This is a genomic window from Klebsiella sp. CN_Kp113, assembly GCF_040064585.1.
Taxonomy (GTDB): domain Bacteria; phylum Pseudomonadota; class Gammaproteobacteria; order Enterobacterales; family Enterobacteriaceae; genus Klebsiella; species Klebsiella michiganensis.
Map to the genome: position 1 here is coordinate 23,129 of NZ_JBEAID010000043.1, position 19,759 is coordinate 42,887.

Annotated in this window: 16 protein-coding genes and 1 pseudogene; 14 read left to right on the forward strand and 3 right to left on the reverse strand. The window is 53.0% G+C overall.

Translation table 11 applies throughout. The features are described 5' to 3' along the window. Positions 1-41: 41 nt before the first annotated feature. Positions 42-1,085 carry a rod shape-determining protein MreB gene (mreB, locus tag ABLV30_RS24960; RefSeq protein ID WP_002918653.1) on the reverse strand — a complete coding sequence of 348 codons (1,044 nt, stop codon included), beginning with the start codon at positions 1,083-1,085 and terminating at the stop codon, positions 42-44. Between the two features lie 305 nt (positions 1,086-1,390). Further along, on the reverse strand, positions 1,391-3,331 hold the full coding sequence (gene csrD / locus ABLV30_RS24965) for an RNase E specificity factor CsrD (RefSeq protein ID WP_025108487.1): 1,941 nt from the start codon (positions 3,329-3,331) through the stop codon (positions 1,391-1,393). A gap of 219 nt (positions 3,332-3,550) precedes the next feature. On the opposite strand from csrD, the gene ABLV30_RS24970 reads away from it, so the two are divergent. The 11 genes and pseudogenes from ABLV30_RS24970 (at position 3,551) to fis (ending at position 13,609) form a co-directional block, all read left to right on the forward strand. Next, positions 3,551-4,525, forward strand: a complete 975-nt coding sequence (locus ABLV30_RS24970; protein WP_025108488.1) for an MDR family oxidoreductase — start codon at positions 3,551-3,553, stop codon at positions 4,523-4,525. Between the two features lie 77 nt (positions 4,526-4,602). Continuing rightward, positions 4,603-5,604 carry a protein-methionine-sulfoxide reductase catalytic subunit MsrP gene (gene msrP / locus ABLV30_RS24975; RefSeq protein WP_014227018.1) on the forward strand — a complete coding sequence of 334 codons (1,002 nt, stop codon included), beginning with the start codon at positions 4,603-4,605 and terminating at the stop codon, positions 5,602-5,604. Continuing rightward, entirely contained in the window at positions 5,604-6,203 is a 600-nt protein-coding gene (gene msrQ, locus ABLV30_RS24980) for a protein-methionine-sulfoxide reductase heme-binding subunit MsrQ (RefSeq protein ID WP_064406587.1), read from the forward strand. The genes msrP and msrQ overlap by 1 nt, the downstream gene beginning before the upstream one ends. A gap of 393 nt (positions 6,204-6,596) precedes the next feature. Continuing rightward, the gene (gene accB, locus ABLV30_RS24985) at positions 6,597-7,070 is read left to right on the forward strand and encodes an acetyl-CoA carboxylase biotin carboxyl carrier protein (RefSeq protein ID WP_004125844.1); all 474 of its coding nucleotides are present in this window, start codon (positions 6,597-6,599) and stop codon (positions 7,068-7,070) included. 10 nt (positions 7,071-7,080) lie between these two features. Further along, positions 7,081-8,430 carry an acetyl-CoA carboxylase biotin carboxylase subunit gene (accC, locus tag ABLV30_RS24990; RefSeq protein WP_004125846.1) on the forward strand — a complete coding sequence of 450 codons (1,350 nt, stop codon included), beginning with the start codon at positions 7,081-7,083 and terminating at the stop codon, positions 8,428-8,430. A gap of 110 nt (positions 8,431-8,540) precedes the next feature. Beyond that, positions 8,541-8,783, forward strand: a complete 243-nt coding sequence (locus ABLV30_RS24995) for a YhdT family protein (RefSeq protein WP_004125848.1) — start codon at positions 8,541-8,543, stop codon at positions 8,781-8,783. Next, positions 8,773-10,224, forward strand: coding sequence for a sodium/pantothenate symporter (panF, locus tag ABLV30_RS25000; protein WP_348865687.1), 1,452 nt, complete (start codon positions 8,773-8,775; stop codon positions 10,222-10,224). The genes ABLV30_RS24995 and panF overlap by 11 nt, the downstream gene beginning before the upstream one ends. Before the next feature lie 11 nt (positions 10,225-10,235). Beyond that, positions 10,236-11,117: a 50S ribosomal protein L11 methyltransferase gene (gene prmA / locus ABLV30_RS25005; protein ID WP_348865688.1), complete on the forward strand. Its 882-nt coding sequence runs from the start codon at positions 10,236-10,238 to the stop codon at positions 11,115-11,117. 136 nt (positions 11,118-11,253) lie between these two features. After that, positions 11,254-11,994, forward strand: coding sequence for a carbonic anhydrase family protein (locus ABLV30_RS25010; protein ID WP_004854712.1), 741 nt, complete (start codon positions 11,254-11,256; stop codon positions 11,992-11,994). Between the two features lie 328 nt (positions 11,995-12,322). Then, positions 12,323-13,331, forward strand: a pseudogene (gene dusB / locus ABLV30_RS25015) (tRNA dihydrouridine synthase DusB). Continuing rightward, positions 13,313-13,609, forward strand: a complete 297-nt coding sequence (gene fis / locus ABLV30_RS25020) for a DNA-binding transcriptional regulator Fis (protein WP_000462905.1) — start codon at positions 13,313-13,315, stop codon at positions 13,607-13,609. The pseudogene dusB and the gene fis overlap by 19 nt, the downstream one beginning before the upstream one ends. A 73-nt stretch (positions 13,610-13,682) precedes the next feature. Here fis and envR read toward each other — a convergent pair whose 3' ends face one another. Continuing rightward, positions 13,683-14,324: an acrEF/envCD operon transcriptional regulator gene (gene envR, locus ABLV30_RS25025; RefSeq protein WP_004854718.1), complete on the reverse strand. Its 642-nt coding sequence runs from the start codon at positions 14,322-14,324 to the stop codon at positions 13,683-13,685. A 378-nt stretch (positions 14,325-14,702) separates the two neighbouring features. Between envR and ABLV30_RS25030 the strand changes: the two genes are divergently transcribed. The 3 genes from ABLV30_RS25030 to ABLV30_RS25040 all read left to right on the forward strand — a co-directional run bounded on the left by ABLV30_RS25030 (position 14,703) and on the right by ABLV30_RS25040 (position 19,456). Further along, on the forward strand, positions 14,703-15,842 hold the full coding sequence (locus ABLV30_RS25030) for an efflux RND transporter periplasmic adaptor subunit (protein ID WP_032751519.1): 1,140 nt from the start codon (positions 14,703-14,705) through the stop codon (positions 15,840-15,842). A 13-nt stretch (positions 15,843-15,855) separates the two neighbouring features. Next, complete coding sequence (locus tag ABLV30_RS25035) at positions 15,856-18,966, forward strand: efflux RND transporter permease subunit (RefSeq protein ID WP_014227025.1); 3,111 nt, start codon at positions 15,856-15,858, stop codon at positions 18,964-18,966. A 268-nt stretch (positions 18,967-19,234) separates the two neighbouring features. Further along, positions 19,235-19,456 (forward strand): hypothetical protein, encoded by a 222-nt coding sequence (locus ABLV30_RS25040; protein WP_032751522.1) that lies wholly within the window; start codon positions 19,235-19,237, stop codon positions 19,454-19,456. The last annotated feature ends 303 nt before the right edge of the window (positions 19,457-19,759 follow it).

The window sequence follows — 19,759 nt, forward strand, 5'->3', positions numbered from 1 at the left end:
ATCGGGGCAGCCGTAGGCCAGCTACCCGGATCTCAGGCTGACTACTCTTCGCTGAACAAGTCGCCGCCGTGCATATCGATCATTTCCAGTGCCTTACCGCCGCCACGAGCGACGCAGGTCAGTGGATCTTCTGCAACTACGACAGGGATTCCTGTCTCTTCCATTAACAGACGGTCAAGGTTGCGAAGCAGAGCACCGCCGCCGGTCAGAACCATCCCGCGTTCGGAGATATCGGAAGCCAGCTCCGGTGGGCACTGTTCCAGCGCGACCATCACCGCGCTGACGATACCGGTCAACGGTTCCTGCAGCGCTTCGAGGATTTCGTTGGAGTTCAGAGTAAAGCCGCGCGGAACGCCTTCAGCAAGGTTACGCCCGCGAACTTCGATTTCGCGGACTTCATCACCCGGATAAGCGGAGCCGATTTCGTGCTTAATGCGTTCTGCGGTCGCTTCGCCAATCAGGGAGCCATAGTTACGACGGACATAATTAATGACGGCTTCGTCAAAACGGTCGCCGCCGATACGGACAGAAGAGGAGTAAACCACGCCGTTAAGGGAGATGACCGCCACTTCAGTGGTACCGCCGCCGATGTCCACAACCATTGAACCGGTTGCTTCGGAGACCGGCAGGCCTGCGCCGATCGCAGCCGCCATCGGCTCTTCAATCAGGAAGACTTCACGGGCGCCAGCGCCCTGTGCGGACTCACGAATCGCGCGACGTTCAACCTGGGTCGCACCAACCGGCACGCAGACCAGCACGCGCGGGCTCGGACGCATAAAGCTATTGCTGTGCACCTGTTTAATAAAGTGCTGGAGCATTTTTTCGGTAACGAAGAAGTCGGCGATAACGCCGTCTTTCATTGGGCGAATAGCTGCAATGTTGCCCGGTGTACGCCCAAGCATCTGCTTCGCTTCATGACCCACAGCGGCGACGCTTTTCGGCGATCCGGCACGATCCTGACGAATGGCCACAACGGAAGGCTCATTCAATACGATGCCTTGTCCTTTTACATAAATCAGGGTATTCGCGGTACCCAGGTCAATGGACAGGTCATTGGAAAACATGCCACGAAATTTTTTTAACATACTAAGGGATAATCCTGAAAGCTGGGGCGGAAAACAAAATCCGCTTACTTTACCAACCACGCGCAGCAGCGACAAGGCGCAAAAATCATCTGCTGCGGTGAAAATTAGTGCAGTTCGTTACCTTTGTTACAAATTTGACTGAGTCCGTCCAACGCAGAAATCTTCAGCAGCGCTCCGCGCTTGAATCTGCAACCTGTCAAAGGTCATTCACTGGCATTTACATTGCGACAATCCGGCAGGTAGACAAGCACACCCCCATCACTATGGCGCGCATTATTCTACGTGAAATCACGCTAAACGGCAGATCAAACAGAGTATCTTTGCGAATATTTTTTCACATTTGTGTCAAGTGGCTGTGAGGCGGCAAAAAATTCCCCCTGGCCACCGGTAACACCGCATTGAGACAGCACCTGCCACTCGCTTCGGCTGAGTACGCCGGTTGCGAAAACCTGAACCGGCATTCCTTTACAGGCTTCTACCAGGCTCTGCACCAGCAGCTGATTTTCACTGCGTTTTTCTATATTGCGCGATAACCCCGAATGCAGCTTAATCACTTCAACATCGAGCTGCTTGATCCAGCTGGTTCCAACCAGCGTCAAACCGGCCTGAACCACGGCAATTCGAATACCTAAAGCGTTAACCAACCGCATAACCGGCTGCAGGCGGCCGATATATTGACAAACATCCGCCTCTGCAAGTTCAAAAATAATACGTCGACGGTGCGATTTTTCGCATTGCATCAAAGTATCGCGCAGCCAGCGCTGGAATCGAGGGCGGATCAAGGACTCGACCGTCACCTGCAGCGCGAGGTTTTCTTCCGGCCAAAAGCCTAAAAACGGCAGCAATCGCGTAATTTGCAAACGGTCATACTCCTCCGCCAGGCCAAACTGCAGCACCATCGGCATATATTCGGCCGCAATCACCTCTTCCTTACCATCATAAAGACGGCACATTAGCTCACGATGATGTACGCGACCATCACGAGTGACGGCGGGTTTCTGGTAAAGTCGCGGGCCGCCGCGGCTAAGCATTTGCTCGATAAGCGTACGCCAGCGCACGTTGCCACGCCCTTTCTCCGGCAGAGAATCGTCATAGACGGCCCAGCTGTTGCTGCCCTGCAGCACCGCATTACGCGTGGCCGCTTCCGCATGCTCCATTACCTGGGCCGCCGTTTGTCCGCTGCGGAAAGCGCAGATCCCAATATGCATCATATCGTCACGATCGAGAATTCGCGTCGGCGGCAGGGCATCCATGGCTTTCAGGAGTAACCCGGCAATGCTGTCCGCCTCTTTCAACGTGCGATGCGGAAGCAGGACGGCAAAATCGCTGCGGTGGTAGCGAGCCAGCAGTGCGCCAGGGTAGCGCATAATAAAAGTGGAAAGCATATTGATCAGCGTAAAGTAGTGCTCTTCGGTCGCTGCGCGTCCCCAGTTATCGCGCAGCAGGTCGAAATCCGGCAGGCGGATCATCATTACGATGCCGTATGACCCCACTTTCTCCTGATCTTCAAGCAGCGTCGACAGCTGATTATCAAAAAATAATCGGTTACTCAGCCCGGTTTTTGAATCCTGCGCGACATAGGAACGGATCAGGGTATCCATACGGCTTCGCTGATCGCTGGCGAACTGAAGTTCGGATAGCAGCATATCCAGCGCGCTACTGGTATTCGCTGGCCACTCGTGTACCGACCCTCGCACCTGCGGTCCGCGTTCGCCATTAAGAATACGCGCAGTGCGGAGTTCCAGTAGCTCCTGGCCCGCCAGCTGGCGACGGATCCAGCGTACGGAAAAAAAGATAATCAGCACCATAAAACCAATGGCGATGGAGAGCGGCGCGGTGATGTGCAGTGAACGGAAGTAATTGGCCATCGGATCCAGGTACACCAGATGGATTGCCATACCGGGCTGCTTGAGCGACGGTACCGTGATATCGCGAAACTGATTGCTGCTACCTAAAGGACGATAGTTATCGGTGCGGGAATGGCTATAGACCGATTTGCCATTAAGCTGAAAGTCAACGCGCGTCGCGTCGATCGGCGTCATCAGCTCATCCATCTGCGGTTCAATCTGGTCAAAAGACATAGAGACCAGACGGTTATCCAGCATGGTCGCCACCGCCTGAACGCGGTTGGTCATTTTTAGCTGAATGCCGTTGTAAAAACTCAGCGAAGCGCCAATCAGCGTGACAAAGATCGTCAGGCTGGTGAGTAACGTGACAAACGCTGAGAATTTCGTCGTTAATCGCATCCCTGTGTTAACTCCGCGTGTGAATGACTACCCGATAAACATCCGGGCTCCTGTGCTGGCGCCTAAACTAAAGTAAGCACTAACTTTCTAAAGAGCGACGCATACTATCAAAGCTGGCGCATCTGGCAATTTATTGCGTTACATCGGTGTAATAATGCCGTTAGCGAGTATAGTCTGCAGAAAAAATTTTCCAATCATCCAACCTATGAGGACCGGCGCATGCAGGCTTTAATCTTAGAACAGCAGGATGGCAAAACTCTCTCTTCGGTGCAAACCATTGACGCCAGCCAGCTGCCGCAGGGGGATGTGACAGTGGATATCCACTGGTCCAGCCTCAACTATAAAGATGCGCTGGCCATCACCGGTAAAGGAAAAATTATCCGCAACTTTCCGATGATTCCTGGCATCGATTTTGCCGGTTTTGTCCACAGCAGCGAGGATCCGCGTTTCCACGCCGGCCAGCAAGTCCTGCTGACCGGATGGGGCGTGGGGGAAAACCACTGGGGCGGACTGGCGGAGCGCGCTCGCGTTAAAGGCGACTGGCTGGTGGCGATGCCGCAAGGCCTGGATGGTCGTAAAGCCATGGTCATTGGGACCGCCGGTTTCACCGCGATGCTGTGCGTGATGGCGCTGGAAGACGCCGGGGTTCGTCCGGAAGATGGCGAAGTCGTGGTCACCGGGGCCAGCGGCGGCGTCGGCAGCACCGCGGTCGCTTTGCTGCATCATCTCGGGTACAAGGTGGCGGCGGTTTCCGGGCGCGAAAGCACCCATGAATATCTTAAAAACCTCGGCGCGCAGCGCATTCTTAGCCGCGATGAGTTCGCCGAAACCCGCCCGCTGGAAAAACAGCTGTGGGCCGGTGCCGTTGATACCGTTGGCGATAAGGTGCTGGCAAAAGTGCTGGCGCAGATGAACTACGGCGGCTGCGTGGCGGCCTGCGGTCTGGCAGGCGGCTTTGCCCTGCCCACGACCGTGATGCCGTTTATTCTGCGTAACGTGCGCCTGCAGGGCGTTGATTCGGTGATGACGCCAGCCGCGCGCCGGGCCGAGGCCTGGCAGCGTCTGGTGCGCGATCTGCCGGAATCCTTCTATGCGCAAAGCGCGACGGAAATCTCCCTCGCCGAAGCCCCTGAATTTGCCGATAAGATCATGACCAATAAGATTCAGGGGCGCACGCTGGTTAAAATCGCCTAATCTGCAATTTTTCGTGACATATTCGCAATAACGCTCCGCCTCCGTCATGCTAAGAAAAACGCACGACGGAGGATGCCATGAAATCCAAAAAACTGACGGAAGCCGACGTAACGGCAGAATCCGTTTTTATGCTGCAGCGTCGCCAGATCCTGAAAATGTTGGGAATTAGCGCCACCGCTCTTTCCCTCTCACCCTCCGCGCAAGCTGACCTGCTGGATTGGTTTAAAGGCAACGACCGCCCGCCGGCGCCGGCAGGTAAAGCGCTGACGTTCGATAAACCGGCGCAATGGCAAAACACTCTCACGCTCACGCCGGAAGATAAGGTATCAGGCTACAACAACTTTTATGAGTTCGGCCTGGATAAAGCCGATCCGGCGGCCAATGCCGGAAGCCTGCGCACTGACCCCTGGACGCTGACAATTGGCGGCGAGGTGGCAAAACCCCTTACGCTCGATCATGACGACCTGACCAGCCGATTTCCGCTGGAAGAGCGAATTTACCGGATGCGCTGCGTCGAAGCCTGGTCGATGGTGATTCCCTGGGTCGGCTTCCCGCTGCATAAATTGTTATCGCTGGTCGAGCCCACCAGCAATGCGCGCTACGTCGCGTTTAAAACGCTTTATGCGCCTGAGCAGATGCCGGGTCAAAAAGACCGTTTTATCGGCGGCGGGCTGGCGTATCCCTATGTCGAAGGGCTGCGGCTCGACGAGGCCATGCATCCTCTGACGCTGCTTAGCGTAGGCGTGTATGGCAAAGCGCTGCCTCCGCAAAACGGTGCGCCGGTCCGACTCACCGTGCCCTGGAAGTACGGTTTCAAAGGGATTAAGTCTATCGTCAGTATCGAGCTGACGCGTGAACGTCCCCCCACGACCTGGAACCTCGCCGGACCTGAGGAGTATGGCTTCTACGCCAACGTCAATCCGCATGTCGATCACCCCCGCTGGTCGCAGGCAACTGAGCGCTTTATCGGCGCAGGCGGCGTACTCGACGTCAAACGCCAGCCAACACTGCTCTTCAACGGCTATGCTGACGAAGTGGCTTCGCTCTACCGGGGCCTGAATTTGCGGGAGAATTACTAGTGCGCCTGACTGTAAAGCAGATTACCTCGCTGAAAGTGCTTCTCCATCTGGCCGGATTTTTGCCTTTTGTCTGGCTCTTCTGGGCCGGACATCAGGGGTATTTCAGCGCCGACCCGGCAAAGGATATCCAGCACTTTACCGGTAGGATGGCTCTTAAATTCCTGCTGGCTACCTTGCTTGTTTCGCCGCTGGCGCGCTACGCTAAACAGCCGTTATTGATACGCACCCGGCGCTTACTTGGTTTATGGTGCTTTGCCTGGGCTACGCTGCATTTGACCAGCTATACGCTGCTCGAACTTGGGATTAACAATCTGGCGCTATTGGGTACAGAAGTCCTCACCCGCCCTTATCTGACGCTGGGGTTAATCAGCTGGCTGATTCTGCTGGCGCTGGCGGCGACGTCAACGCAAGCGATGCAGCGAAGATTGGGTCGTCGCTGGCAAACATTGCATAACTTCGTCTATGTTGTCGCGATCCTCGCCCCCATTCACTACCTATGGTCGGTGAAGATTTTATCCCCCCAACCGCTCATTTATGCGCTGCTGGCGATCCTGCTTTTAGCATGGCGATACAAGAAGTTCCGCCAGTGGTGGCGCTAATTCCGGATATGTGCAGTTTCCCGCAGTTCTTTTATCAACCGCCACTCTTTACACGATAGCGGTTGATAATCTTCCCTGATAAGACCAGTATTTAGCTGCCAAATGCTACGAAATCGTTATAATGTGCGACTTTGGTTTTCCTGACGGGCTTTTTGAGTCCCGAAAAGGTGACAATCGCGCATCGAAGGTATATTTTGTTTTTTACCCGAGAATGGCAGAAGATAGCCGCATATTGGCCGATAAGTTTCGTTTTTTGCTTTCGAGCATCGGAGGCTTAACCTGTCGGCTTCTGAAGAAGCGCGGCGTCTTGCAACAGCAGTAATTCATATGCTTTACAGACGGTGCTAACACGCCTGTCACAATCACACTAAACAAAGAGTACGGAACCCACTCATGGATATTCGTAAGATTAAAAAACTGATCGAGCTGGTTGAAGAATCAGGCATCTCCGAACTGGAAATTTCTGAAGGCGAAGAGTCTGTACGCATCAGCCGTGCCGCGCCAAACGCAGGTTTCCCGGTGATGCAACAGGCTTACGCCGCACCGATGATGCAGCAACAGCCAGCGCTGTCTAACGCAGTCGCCTCTGCGGCAACGCCAGCAATGGAAGCCCCTGCGGCAGCGGAAATCAGTGGCCACATCGTACGTTCCCCAATGGTTGGTACTTTCTACCGCACCCCGAGCCCGGACGCGAAAGCCTTCATCGAAATCGGTCAGAAAGTTAACGCGGGCGATACCCTGTGCATCGTTGAAGCCATGAAAATGATGAACCAGATCGAAGCCGATAAATCCGGCGTGGTGAAAGCCATTCTGGTCGAAAGTGGTCAACCGGTAGAATTTGACGAGCCACTGGTCGTCATCGAATAACGAGGCGAACATGCTGGATAAAATTGTTATCGCCAACCGCGGCGAGATTGCATTGCGTATCCTGCGTGCCTGTAAAGAACTGGGCATCAAGACCGTTGCTGTGCACTCAACGGCGGATCGCGATTTAAAACACGTATTGTTAGCGGATGAGACGGTCTGTATCGGCCCGGCTCCGTCCGTAAAAAGCTACCTCAATATCCCGGCGATTATCAGCGCTGCTGAAATCACCGGCGCGGTGGCTATTCACCCGGGTTACGGATTTTTGTCCGAAAACGCAAACTTCGCTGAGCAGGTTGAGCGTTCCGGCTTTATCTTTATCGGCCCGAAAGCTGACACAATCCGCCTGATGGGCGACAAAGTGTCTGCGATCACCGCGATGAAGAAAGCGGGTGTTCCGACCGTACCGGGCTCTGATGGGCCGCTGGGCGAAGATATGGACGTTAACCGCGCCCATGCAAAACGCATTGGCTACCCGGTGATTATCAAAGCCTCCGGCGGCGGCGGCGGTCGCGGTATGCGCGTTGTGCGCAGCGATGCTGAGCTGGCGCAATCCATCTCCATGACCAAAGCGGAAGCCAAAGCCGCGTTTAACAACGACATGGTGTATATGGAGAAATACCTGGAGAATCCTCGTCACATCGAGATCCAGGTACTGGCTGACGGTCAGGGTAACGCTATCTATCTGGCTGAGCGCGACTGCTCCATGCAGCGTCGTCACCAGAAAGTGGTCGAAGAGGCGCCAGCGCCGGGCATTACGCCGGAACTGCGTCGCTATATCGGCGAGCGTTGCTCCAAAGCGTGCGTCGATATCGGCTATCGCGGCGCGGGTACTTTTGAGTTCCTGTTCGAAAACGGCGAGTTCTATTTCATCGAAATGAACACCCGTATTCAGGTTGAACACCCGGTAACCGAAATGATCACCGGCGTCGACCTGATTAAAGAGCAGCTGCGCATCGCAGCCGGCCAGCCGCTGTCCATCAAGCAGGAAGAAGTTGTGGTTAAAGGCCATGCGGTGGAATGCCGTATCAACGCCGAAGACCCGAACACTTTCCTGCCGAGCCCGGGTAAAATTACCCGCTTCCACGCGCCGGGCGGTTTTGGCGTGCGCTGGGAGTCTCATATCTACGCGGGCTACACCGTGCCTCCGTACTATGACTCAATGATCGGTAAGCTGATCTGCTATGGCGAAAACCGTGATGTCGCGATTGCCCGCATGAAAAATGCGCTGCAGGAGCTGATTATCGATGGCATCAAAACCAACGTTGATCTGCAGATTCGCATCATGAACGACGAGCATTTCCAGAATGGTGGCACCAATATCCACTATCTGGAGAAAAAACTCGGATTGCAGGAGAAGTAATTCTGCCATCGCTGCAAAAGGCCGGATAATCCGGCCTTTTTTCTTTTTCTCTCCTCTCCTCTTTTCCATGCGGTACAATCCCCGCTTTCTTTATCCTCAAGGGACAAAAAATGGACAAACGCTTTGTTCAGGCCCATAAAGAGGCGCGCTGGGCGCTGTGGCTAACCCTTCTCTATCTTGCGGCTTGGCTGGCTGCCGCCTATCTGCCGGGCGTCGGTATTGGCCTAACCGGCCTGCCGCACTGGTTCGAAATGGCCTGCCTGCTGGTACCGCTGGTGTTTATTCTGCTGTGCTGGGCGATGGTAAAAGTTATCTATCGCGATATTCCTCTGGAGGATGACGATGCAGCTTGAAGTCATACTGCCGCTTATCGCCTACCTGCTGGTGGTGTTTGCTCTCTCCATCTATGCAATGCGTAAGCGCGCAACGGGTTCCTTCCTGAACGAATATTTTCTCGGCAGCCGCTCGATGGGCGGCATTGTATTAGCCATGACGCTTACCGCTACCTATATCAGCGCCAGTTCGTTTATAGGCGGCCCCGGCGCGGCCTATAAATATGGCCTCGGCTGGGTGCTTCTGGCGATGATCCAACTTCCGGCGATCTGGCTTTCTTTGGGGATTTTGGGTAAGAAATTCGCCATTCTGGCGCGCCGCTATAATGCCGTAACCCTGAACGATATGCTCTTTGCCCGCTACCAAAGCCGTCTGCTGGTCTGGCTCGCGAGCCTGAGCCTTCTGGTGGCGTTTGTCGGGGCAATGACGGTGCAGTTCATCGGCGGGGCGCGGTTGCTGGAAACCGCAGCGGGTATTCCCTACGAAACCGGTCTGCTGATTTTTGGCGTGAGTATCGCGCTCTATAGCGCGTTCGGCGGTTTTCGTGCCAGCGTCCTCAACGACACGCTCCAGGGAATGGTGATGCTGGTCGGCACTATCGTCCTGCTGGTTGGCGTCGTTCATGCGGCGGGCGGGCTACATAATGCGGTAGAAACCCTGCAAACCATCGATCCTAAGCTGGTTTCCCCGCAGGGGGCTGATGACATTCTTTCCCCCACCTTTATGACCTCCTTCTGGGTGCTGGTCTGCTTCGGGGTGATTGGCCTCCCGCACACCGCCGTTCGCTGCATCTCCTATAAAGACAGCAAAGCGGTGCACCGGGGAATTATCATTGGCACCATCGTGGTGGCGATCCTGATGTTTGGGATGCATCTTGCGGGTGCGTTAGGCCGGGCGGTGATCCCGGATCTGACGGTGCCGGATCTGGTCATCCCGACGCTCATGGTGAAAGTCTTGCCGCCCTTTGCCGCCGGGATCTTCCTCGCCGCGCCGATGGCCGCCATTATGTCGACGATCAACGCCCAGCTGCTGCAAAGTTCCGCTACGATCATTAAAGATCTGTATCTGAATCTGCGCCCCGAGCAGATAACAAATGAAGCCCGGTTGAAGCGGATGTCGGCAACGATCACCTTGCTGCTGGGCGCTTTACTGCTGCTGGCAGCCTGGCGTCCGCCTGAGATGATTATCTGGCTCAACCTGCTGGCGTTCGGCGGCCTGGAGGCCGTGTTCTTATGGCCGCTGGTGCTGGGCCTGTACTGGGAACGCGCGAACGCGAAAGGGGCGTTGAGCGCGATGATCGTCGGCGGCGTACTCTATGCCATACTCGCCACTTTTAATCTGCAGTACCTGGGCTTCCATCCGATAGTGCCCGCGTTGCTGTTAAGCTTATTGGCTTTCCTGGTCGGAAACCGGTTCGGTACCTCCGCCCCGCAAGCCGCCGTATTGACTACTGATAAATAAAGAGTTTTGCCATGCCATGGATCCAACTGAAACTGAACACTACCGGCGCGAACGCGGAAGAGCTGAGCGATGCGTTAATGGAAGCGGGTTCCGTTTCCATTACTTTCCAGGATACGCACGACACGCCGGTATTCGAACCTCTGCCGGGCGAAACCCGTCTGTGGGGCGATACTGACGTTATCGGCCTGTTTGACGCCGAGACCGATATGAAAGAAGTGATTGCGATGCTGGAGCAGAATCCGCTGCTGGGCGCCGGTTTCGTGCATAAAATCGAACAACTGGAAGACAAGGACTGGGAGCGCGAATGGATGGATAACTTCCACCCTATGTGCTTCGGTAAACGCCTGTGGATCTGCCCGAGCTGGCGCGATGTGCCGGATGAAAACGCCGTTAACGTGATGCTCGACCCGGGCCTGGCGTTTGGTACCGGTACACATCCCACCACGGCAATGTGCCTGCAGTGGCTGGATGGCCTCGATCTCGCGGGCAAAACGATTATCGATTTTGGCTGCGGCTCAGGCATTCTGGCCATTGCGGCATTAAAGCTGGGCGCCGCGAAAGCTATCGGTATTGATATCGACCCGCAGGCCATTCAGGCCAGCCGCGATAATGCCGAGCGTAACGGGGTTTCTGAACGCCTGGAACTCTTTCTGCCTAAAGATCAGCCAGAGGCGATGAAAGCCGATGTGGTGGTCGCAAACATTCTGGCCGGCCCATTACGCGAACTGGCTCCGCTTATCAGCGTGCTGCCGGTTACAGGCGGTCTGCTGGGGCTTTCCGGCATCCTTGCCAGCCAGGCGGAAAGCGTTTGTGAAGCGTACGCCGATCTCTTTAACCTCGATCCCGTCGTGGAGAAAGAGGAGTGGTGCCGGATCACCGGTTATAAAAAGTAATCTCCCTGTGGCCTCATCGCAGGCCACCGCTTTTCGCGTTTTCTGTACAAAATCATTCGCTCAATGAGAATAAGATGATGCGGTAACGTATTGTAGTTACCAATAAAATCATAAATTTATTCATTGGACGAATGATATGAAAACAACTTTAGGCAAGGCGGCATTACTGGCGTTAAGCATGATGCCCGTTACGGTTTTCGCTTCCCACTGGAGCTATGAAGGCGAAGGTTCGCCGGAACACTGGGGGGCGCTCAATGAGGAGTACAAAACCTGTCAAAATGGCATGAATCAATCCCCTATCAACATCGATACCACGTTTAAGACACACCTTTCACCGCTGGATACGCACTACATCGATGGCCCCATTACGCTCATCAACAATGGTCACACTATCCAGGCGGGGTTAAAGACCACAACAGCGGATACCGTTACGATTGACGGTACGCCATTTACCCTTCAGCAGTTCCATTTTCATGCCCCGAGCGAAAACACCGTTCACGGTAAGCACTATGCGATGGAGATGCATCTGGTACATAAAAGCGCTCAAGGCGCCGTTGCCGTCGTGGCGGTGATGTTCGACCAGGGCGCGGAAAATAGCGAACTGAACAAACTGTGGGCCACCATGCCCGAGAAAGCCGATCAGACGGCTAAAATCGTCACCCAAATGGATCTCAACGCCCTTCTTCCCGCAGACAAGACATACTGGCGTTTCAGCGGCTCCCTGACCACGCCGCCTTGCTCCGAGGGGGTAACCTGGATTGTGCTTAAACATCCCCTGACACTTTCATCAGCGCAGCTGGCAAAATTTAGCCACGCTATGCATCACGATAACAATCGTCCGATACAGCCGCTGAATGGTCGCGTGGTCATAGAATAAACATCAGCTGTGCTTCACGATCATGTTCTGAAATGAGAGCCAACTCACATAAAGCCAAGGTAATTTGCTGATTTCTTCAGCAGATTATCTTGCCCGTTCCCTGTGCCGGGAAGAAAAAATGAGAAGTTAGACAAAATTATATGTGTAGATAAATTCATCACATGTTTTTAATGCAATGATTTATATAGCTAATTATTCATGCACACTGACCTGCAAGGCGATTCTTTGATCCACCGCAGAGGATTGCTCAAAGTTTGGCCTTTCATCTCGTGCAAAAAATGCGTAATATACGCCGCCTTGCAGTCACAGTATGGTCATTTCTTAACTCATGCGCATCGGACACTACCAGCTCAGGAATCGACTCATCGCAGCGCCTATGGCTGGCATTACTGACAGGCCATTCCGCACGTTGTGTTACGAGATGGGAGCAGGATTGACCGTATCCGAGATGATGTCCTCCAACCCGCAGGTTTGGGAGAGCGACAAGTCACGCTTACGGATGGTGCACGTTGATGAGCCCGGTATTCGTACCGTGCAAATCGCCGGTAGCGTACCGGAAGAGATGGCTGCAGCCGCCCGTATTAACGTGGAAAGCGGCGCCCAAATTATTGATATCAATATGGGATGCCCGGCTAAAAAAGTGAATCGAAAGCTTGCAGGTTCAGCCCTCTTGCAGTACCCCGAGCAGGTGAAGTCTATCCTGACGGCGGTCGTCAAAGCAGTGGACGTTCCCGTAACTCTCAAGATTCGCACCGGTTGGGAACCGGAACACCGTAACTGTGTAGAAATTGCCCAACTGGCTGAAGAATGTGGCATTCAGGCTCTGACTATTCACGGACGCACGCGCGCCTGTTTGTTTAACGGAGATGCTGAGTACGACAGTATTCGGGCAGTTAAGCAGAAAGTTTCCATTCCGGTTATCGCGAATGGTGACATTACTGACCCGCTTAAAGCCAGAGCTGTGCTCGACTATACGGGGGCAGATGCCCTTATGATAGGCCGTGCAGCTCAGGGAAGACCCTGGATCTTTCGGGAAATCCAGCACTATCTGGACACTGGAGAGCTGCTGCCGCCGCTGCCGTTGGCAGAGGTTAAGCGCTTGCTTTGTGCACACGTTCGGGAACTGCATGGCTTTTATGGCCAGGCAAAAGGGTACCGAATCGCACGCAAACACGTATCCTGGTATCTGCAGGAACACGCTCCAGATGACCAGTTTCGGCGCACATTCAACGCCATAGAAGATTCCAGCGAACAGCTGGAGGCGTTGGAGGCATACTTCGAAAATTTTGCGTAATAGAAATAAAGAGCTGACAGAACTATGTTCGAACAACGCGTAAATTCTGACGTACTGACCGTTTCTACCGTTAACTCTCAGGATCAGGTAACTCAAAAGCCCCTGCGTGACTCGGTTAAACAGGCACTGAAGAACTATTTTGCTCAACTGAACGGTCAGGATGTTAATGACCTGTATGAGCTGGTACTGGCTGAAGTAGAACAGCCCCTGTTGGACATGGTGATGCAATACACCCGCGGTAACCAGACCCGTGCTGCTCTGATGATGGGCATCAACCGTGGTACTCTGCGTAAAAAATTGAAAAAATACGGCATGAACTGATACTAATCAGTTAAATGTTTGATATAAAAGGCGCTCTTCGGCATGGGGAAGCGCCTTTTTTATTACATGAATTTTAATGGCTGGCTATCGTCTGCCGCCCATTAGCCCCGCAAAGGATTGACATAATATTATCAACCAGGGCGGGTGCCTGGCGATACAGATCGAATTGCCCGGGCTCCACCAGCCAGTTTTTAATAATACCGGTAAATGCGCTGTGTAATACAATTAATGAAATTTCAACATTGGTTTCCGCTGGCAATAATCCGTTACGAATACAGAGCTGCAAAATGCTGCGAATAATCGGATAGCTAAAACCAATTCTCTTGCGAATCTCAGCTTCCGGCATCATGTCGCTGGAAAACTCACACTTCTGATACAGGATTTGCATTAAGGCACGTTGACGGGGATTATTGGCGATATATTGTAAGCCAATAATAAATTTCTCTCGTAGCGTGCTGAGCGGATCCTGATCGTCTTTAAGGTTAAATTCATGCTGAAGCAGGTCGCGTAGCGGCAGCTGCTGTTGCCACATTTCATTAAATAGCTCAGCTTTGCTTGCAAAGTGCCAGTACACCGCTCCGCGCGTCACGCCAGCAGCATCAGCGATATCGGCTAAGGTCGTGCTGGTCACGCCACGTAAGGCAAACTGCTGAATGGCAGACTCAATCAGAAGCTGCCGCGTCTTTAACGCATCTTCTTTCGTTCTTCTGGGCATACGGTGCTCCACTCAATGCCAGATTGAGAGTGTGGGGAAATCGCTGGATACCTATAAACCTAACATCTGACAATCAATATTGTTTAGCAAAAATACAGATGAGTTAAATCTCAAACGCTCTCCAATAAATACACCGCAAGAATAATTAAGATAAATACATTCATATATTAAATATCAATGTAAGCAAATTTTAATTTAAGTTCATTCTAAAAACATTATTCCTGATATTTTGTTTTTACGTGCCTTGCTGATGGCTAAAAAATAACTATGTCTTACATCCATCGTTTTTTATTTGTAGGATAACAAACCGCATTTTAATTCATTATTTCTTGCACAGATTCGTGGCCATGCCTGGCTCATAATCTATAAGGAACAGCAATGACACCTCATGTCAGGGTTACACTTTTATCCAGCCTTATCATCCCGGCCATCCTGCTCAGCGGTTGCGATAATTCAGGCGATCGGCAACCGCATGCGCAGATACCTCAGGTCTCCGTTTATGTCGTACACAGCGCGCCGCTGTCCGTCACCACGGAGCTACCTGGCCGCACATCTGCCTACCGCGTCGCGGAAGTCCGCCCGCAGGTCAGCGGGATTATCCTGCAACGTAACTTTGTCGAAGGTAGCGATGTCACCGCTGGACAGTCTCTTTATCAAATCGATCCGGCGACCTATCAGGCGGCTTACAACAGCACAAAAGGTGATGAAGCGAAAGCAGAAGCCGCGGCGGCTATCGCCCACTTAACGGTAAAACGCTACGCGCCTCTTCTCGGCACAAAATATATCAGCCAGCAAGAATACGATCAGGCGGTGGCGACCGCGCGCCAGGCCGATGCCGATGTTATTGCCGCAAAGGCAGCCGTGGAAAGCGCGCGTATTAACCTGGCGTACACAAAAGTGACGTCGCCAATCAGCGGCCGCATCGGCAAATCCAGCGTGACCGAAGGTGCCCTGGTGACAAATGGTCAGGCTGACGCGATGGCGACGGTACAGCAGCTCGATCCCATTTATGTGGATGTCACTGAATCCAGTAATGATTTCATGCGCCTGAAACAGGAAAGCCTGCAGCACGGCAGTGACACCAAAAGCGTGCAGTTGATTATGGAAAACGGAAAACCTTATGCGCTTCAGGGCACGCTGCAGTTCTCTGACGTCACGGTAGATGAGAGCACCGGCTCTATTACGCTTCGCGCCATCTTCCCCAACCCACAGCACGCTCTGCTGCCAGGGATGTTTGTTCGCGCCCGCATTGATGAGGGCGTTTCACCGGATGCCATTCTCGTTCCTCAGCAGGGAGTCACCCGAACGCCGCGCGGCGATGCCAGCGTGATGCTCGTTAATGATAAAAACCAGGTGGAAACACGAGCCGTCACAGCCTCACAGGCGATTGGCGATAAGTGGTTAATCACGAGCGGTCTGAAAGCCGGTGAAAAGGTTATCGTCAGCGGTCTGCAGAAAGTACGTCCCGGCGTCACCGTGAAGGCCGAAGAGGATACCGCGACGTCCGTCGCGCAATAAGGTACGAATCCCTATGTCTAAGTTTTTTATCCATCGACCGGTCTTCGCCTGGGTGCTGGCGATCATCATGATGATTGCCGGTGGCCTCGCAATTATGCAGCTACCGATTGCACAATACCCGACTATCGCGCCGCCAGCGGTGGCCATCTCCGCAACCTATCCAGGTGCGGACGCACAAACCGTTCAGGATACGGTGACTCAGGTTATCGAACAGAACATGAACGGTATCGATAATCTGATGTACATGTCCTCAACCAGCGATTCCGCAGGCGGCGTTACCATCACCCTGACCTTTAAATCAGGTACGGATCCGGATATTGCGCAAGTTCAGGTGCAGAATAAACTGCAGCTGGCGACGCCGCTTCTTCCTCAGGAAGTACAGCAGCAGGGGATTAGCGTCGAGAAATCAAGCAGTAGTTTCCTGATGGTTGCCGGATTCATCTCCGATAACACGAGCACCACTCAGGATGATATATCCGACTACGTTGCATCGAACGTCAAAGATACCATCAGCCGCCTTAACGGCGTCGGCGATGTACAGCTCTTCGGCGCGCAGTATGCCATGCGCGTCTGGCTGGACGGTAATCTCCTGAATAAGTACAACCTCACGCCTGTCGACGTCATTAACCAACTGCAGGTACAGAACGATCAGATTGCAGCAGGCCAGCTTGGCGGTACGCCGGCCCTTAAAGGCCAGCAGCTAAATGCATCCATTATTGCTCAGACGCGACTGAAAGATCCGGCAGAGTTTGGCAAAGTGACTTTGCGCGTGAACGCGGATGGCTCAGTGGTGCACCTGAAAGATGTGGCACGTATTGAGCTGGGAGGTGAAAACTACAACGTTGTCGCAAAAATCAATGGAAAACCGGCTTCAGGACTGGGAATTAAGCTCGCTACCGGCGCCAATGCCCTCGATACCGCCGCCGCGATTAAAGCGAAGCTTGCCGAACTGCAGCCGTACTTCCCGCAGGGGATGAAGGTCGTCTATCCCTACGACACTACGCCGTTTGTGAAAATCTCTATTCATGAGGTTGTGAAGACGCTGTTTGAAGCGATTATCCTCGTCTTCCTGGTGATGTATCTGTTCTTACAGAATATCCGGGCCACGCTGATCCCCACCATTGCGGTTCCGGTCGTCCTGCTCGGGACCTTTGCCGTACTGGCGATGTTCGGTTACTCCATCAATACGCTAACGATGTTTGGCATGGTGCTGGCAATAGGCCTTCTGGTCGACGATGCTATCGTGGTGGTGGAAAACGTCGAACGCGTCATGGTAGAAGAGAAGCTTCCCCCCAAAGAAGCGACGGAAAAATCAATGTCGCAAATTCAGGGGGCGCTGGTCGGCATTGCCATGGTGCTATCGGCAGTGTTTGTCCCGATGGCCTTCTTTGGCGGCTCTACGGGGGCGATCTATCGGCAATTTTCTATCACCATCGTCTCCGCCATGGCGCTGTCCGTACTGGTCGCGCTGATCCTGACCCCCGCGCTTTGTGCCACATTACTGAAACCTGCATCAGCCGATCATCATGAGAAAAAAGGATTTTTTGGCTGGTTTAATGCGAAATTCGATCGTAGCGTGAACCACTACACTAACAGCGTCAGCGGGATCCTGCGCTGTACCGGACGCTACCTGATCATCTATTTGCTGATCGTTGTGGGTATGGCCGTCCTGTTTATGCGCCTGCCCACCTCCTTCTTGCCGGATGAGGATCAGGGGGTATTTATGACCATGATCCAGCTTCCTTCAGGCGCAACGCAGGAACGCACGCAAAAGGTTCTTGATACGGTTACCGATTACTATCTACATAAAGAGAAGGCGAATGTTGAAAGCGTCTTTACCGTTAACGGCTTTAGCTTTAGCGGTCAGGGTCAAAACTCCGGTATGGCGTTTGTCAGCCTGAAGCCATGGGAAGAACGCAGTGGCGCAGAGAATGGCGTTGAGGCAATCATCAAACGTGCGACCGTTGCCTTCAGTCAGATTAAAGATGCTATGGTCTTTCCTTTCAATCTGCCGGCAATTATCGAACTGGGTACGGCGACCGGTTTTGACTTTGAGCTTATCGATCAGGGTAACCTTGGCCATAGCGCGTTAACCCTGGCCCGTAATCAACTTCTGGGTATGGTGAGAGAGCATCCCGACCAGCTGGTACGCGTTCGCCCCAACGGGCTCGAAGACACGCCGCAATTCAAGCTGGATGTTGATCAGGAGAAAGCTCAGGCTCTGGGGATTTCGCTATCCGATATCAATGAAACCATTTCCGCGGCGCTAGGGGGTTACTACGTCAACGACTTTATTGACCATGGACGAGTGAAAAAAGTCTACGTTCAGGCCGATGCAAAATTCCGTATGCTGCCGAGCGATATCAATAATATGTACGTCCGCAGCGCGAATGGCGAAATGGTTCCGTTCTCCGCCTTTGTCACCTCACGCTGGGTTTATGGTTCACCGCGCCTGGAGCGCTATAATGGCTTACCCTCTATGGAAGTTTTGGGTGAAGCTGCTCCGGGGAAAAGTACCGGCGATGCGATGATTTTAATGGAGCAGTTAGCCAGCAAGCTTCCTGCCGGTATTGGTTACGACTGGACGGGAATGTCCTATCAAGAACGTTTATCCGGTAATCAGGCGCCCGCGCTCTACGCCATTTCGCTTATTGTTGTCTTTCTGTGTCTTGCGGCGCTTTATGAAAGTTGGTCTATTCCCTTCTCCGTCATGCTCGTCGTTCCATTAGGGGTAGTTGGTGCATTACTGGCGGCGTCGTTACGCGGGCTTAATAATGACGTTTATTTCCAGGTGGGCTTATTAACAACTATCGGCCTCTCTGCGAAAAACGCGATTCTTATCGTGGAGTTTGCGAAAGACCTGATGGATAAAGAAGGCAAAGGAATTATCGAAGCCACACTTGAAGCATCGCGTATGCGTTTACGCCCTATCCTGATGACTTCGCTGGCCTTTATCCTCGGGGTTCTGCCTCTGGTTATTAGCCATGGAGCCGGCAGCGGCGCCCAAAACGCGGTCGGTACCGGCGTTATGGGCGGAATGCTGACGGCAACATTACTGGCGATCTTCTTTGTTCCTGTCTTCTTCGTCGTGGTAAGACGCCGCTTTACGAAACACGCAGAGTAAATATGTTTTTCTAAAGGCACCTTTCAGGTGCCTTTTTTTCGTCTGCGTTTCGATAACTATCCTGATGATATTAAATATATTTATTGCTGCGGTAACCAATACACATTATTTCCCCATAGTTATCTGGTTTTCTTCATGATATTTACGTTACTCATAAATTGAGATTATTTACTCTAGCGGCACCCCATATTGCTGATGATAAAATAAACCGTTCCGCGCAGGTATGGGTTCTCCAATACAGCGAAGCGGATTATTTAGAGGTAATATCATGAATAAAGTTATTCTAGTGGCATTGCTGGCAACGCTACTCGCCGGCTGTGCACATGACTCTCCGTGTGTACCGGTCTATGATTCTGAAGGCAGATTAGTGCACACCAATACCTGTATGAAAGGAACGACCCAGGATAACTGGGAAACCGCCGGCGCGATTGCCGGGGGCGCAGCTGCCGTCGCTGGCCTGACGCTCGGCATCGTGGCGTTGACTCGTTAATTCCTTTCTTTTCTCTGCCATGACAGGTGCCGGAGCGAGCTCCGGCACTGCTTTTCCCCGAAGGTAAGCTCCACAATGCTTAAACTGCAATACCGGCAGCTGAAGCTCGGGAAACGATCCTTTAGATAAGATCAAATGGGCAAATTGTCATTGCCAGGTCTGGTATAAATGGATATTTTCTCAGCCGCATAAACGCAAAAAGCCCATCCGTCAGGATGGGCTTTTCACTTATTTGATGCCTGGCAATGCCCTACTCTCACATGGGGAGACCCCACACTACCATCGGCGCTACGGCGTTTCACT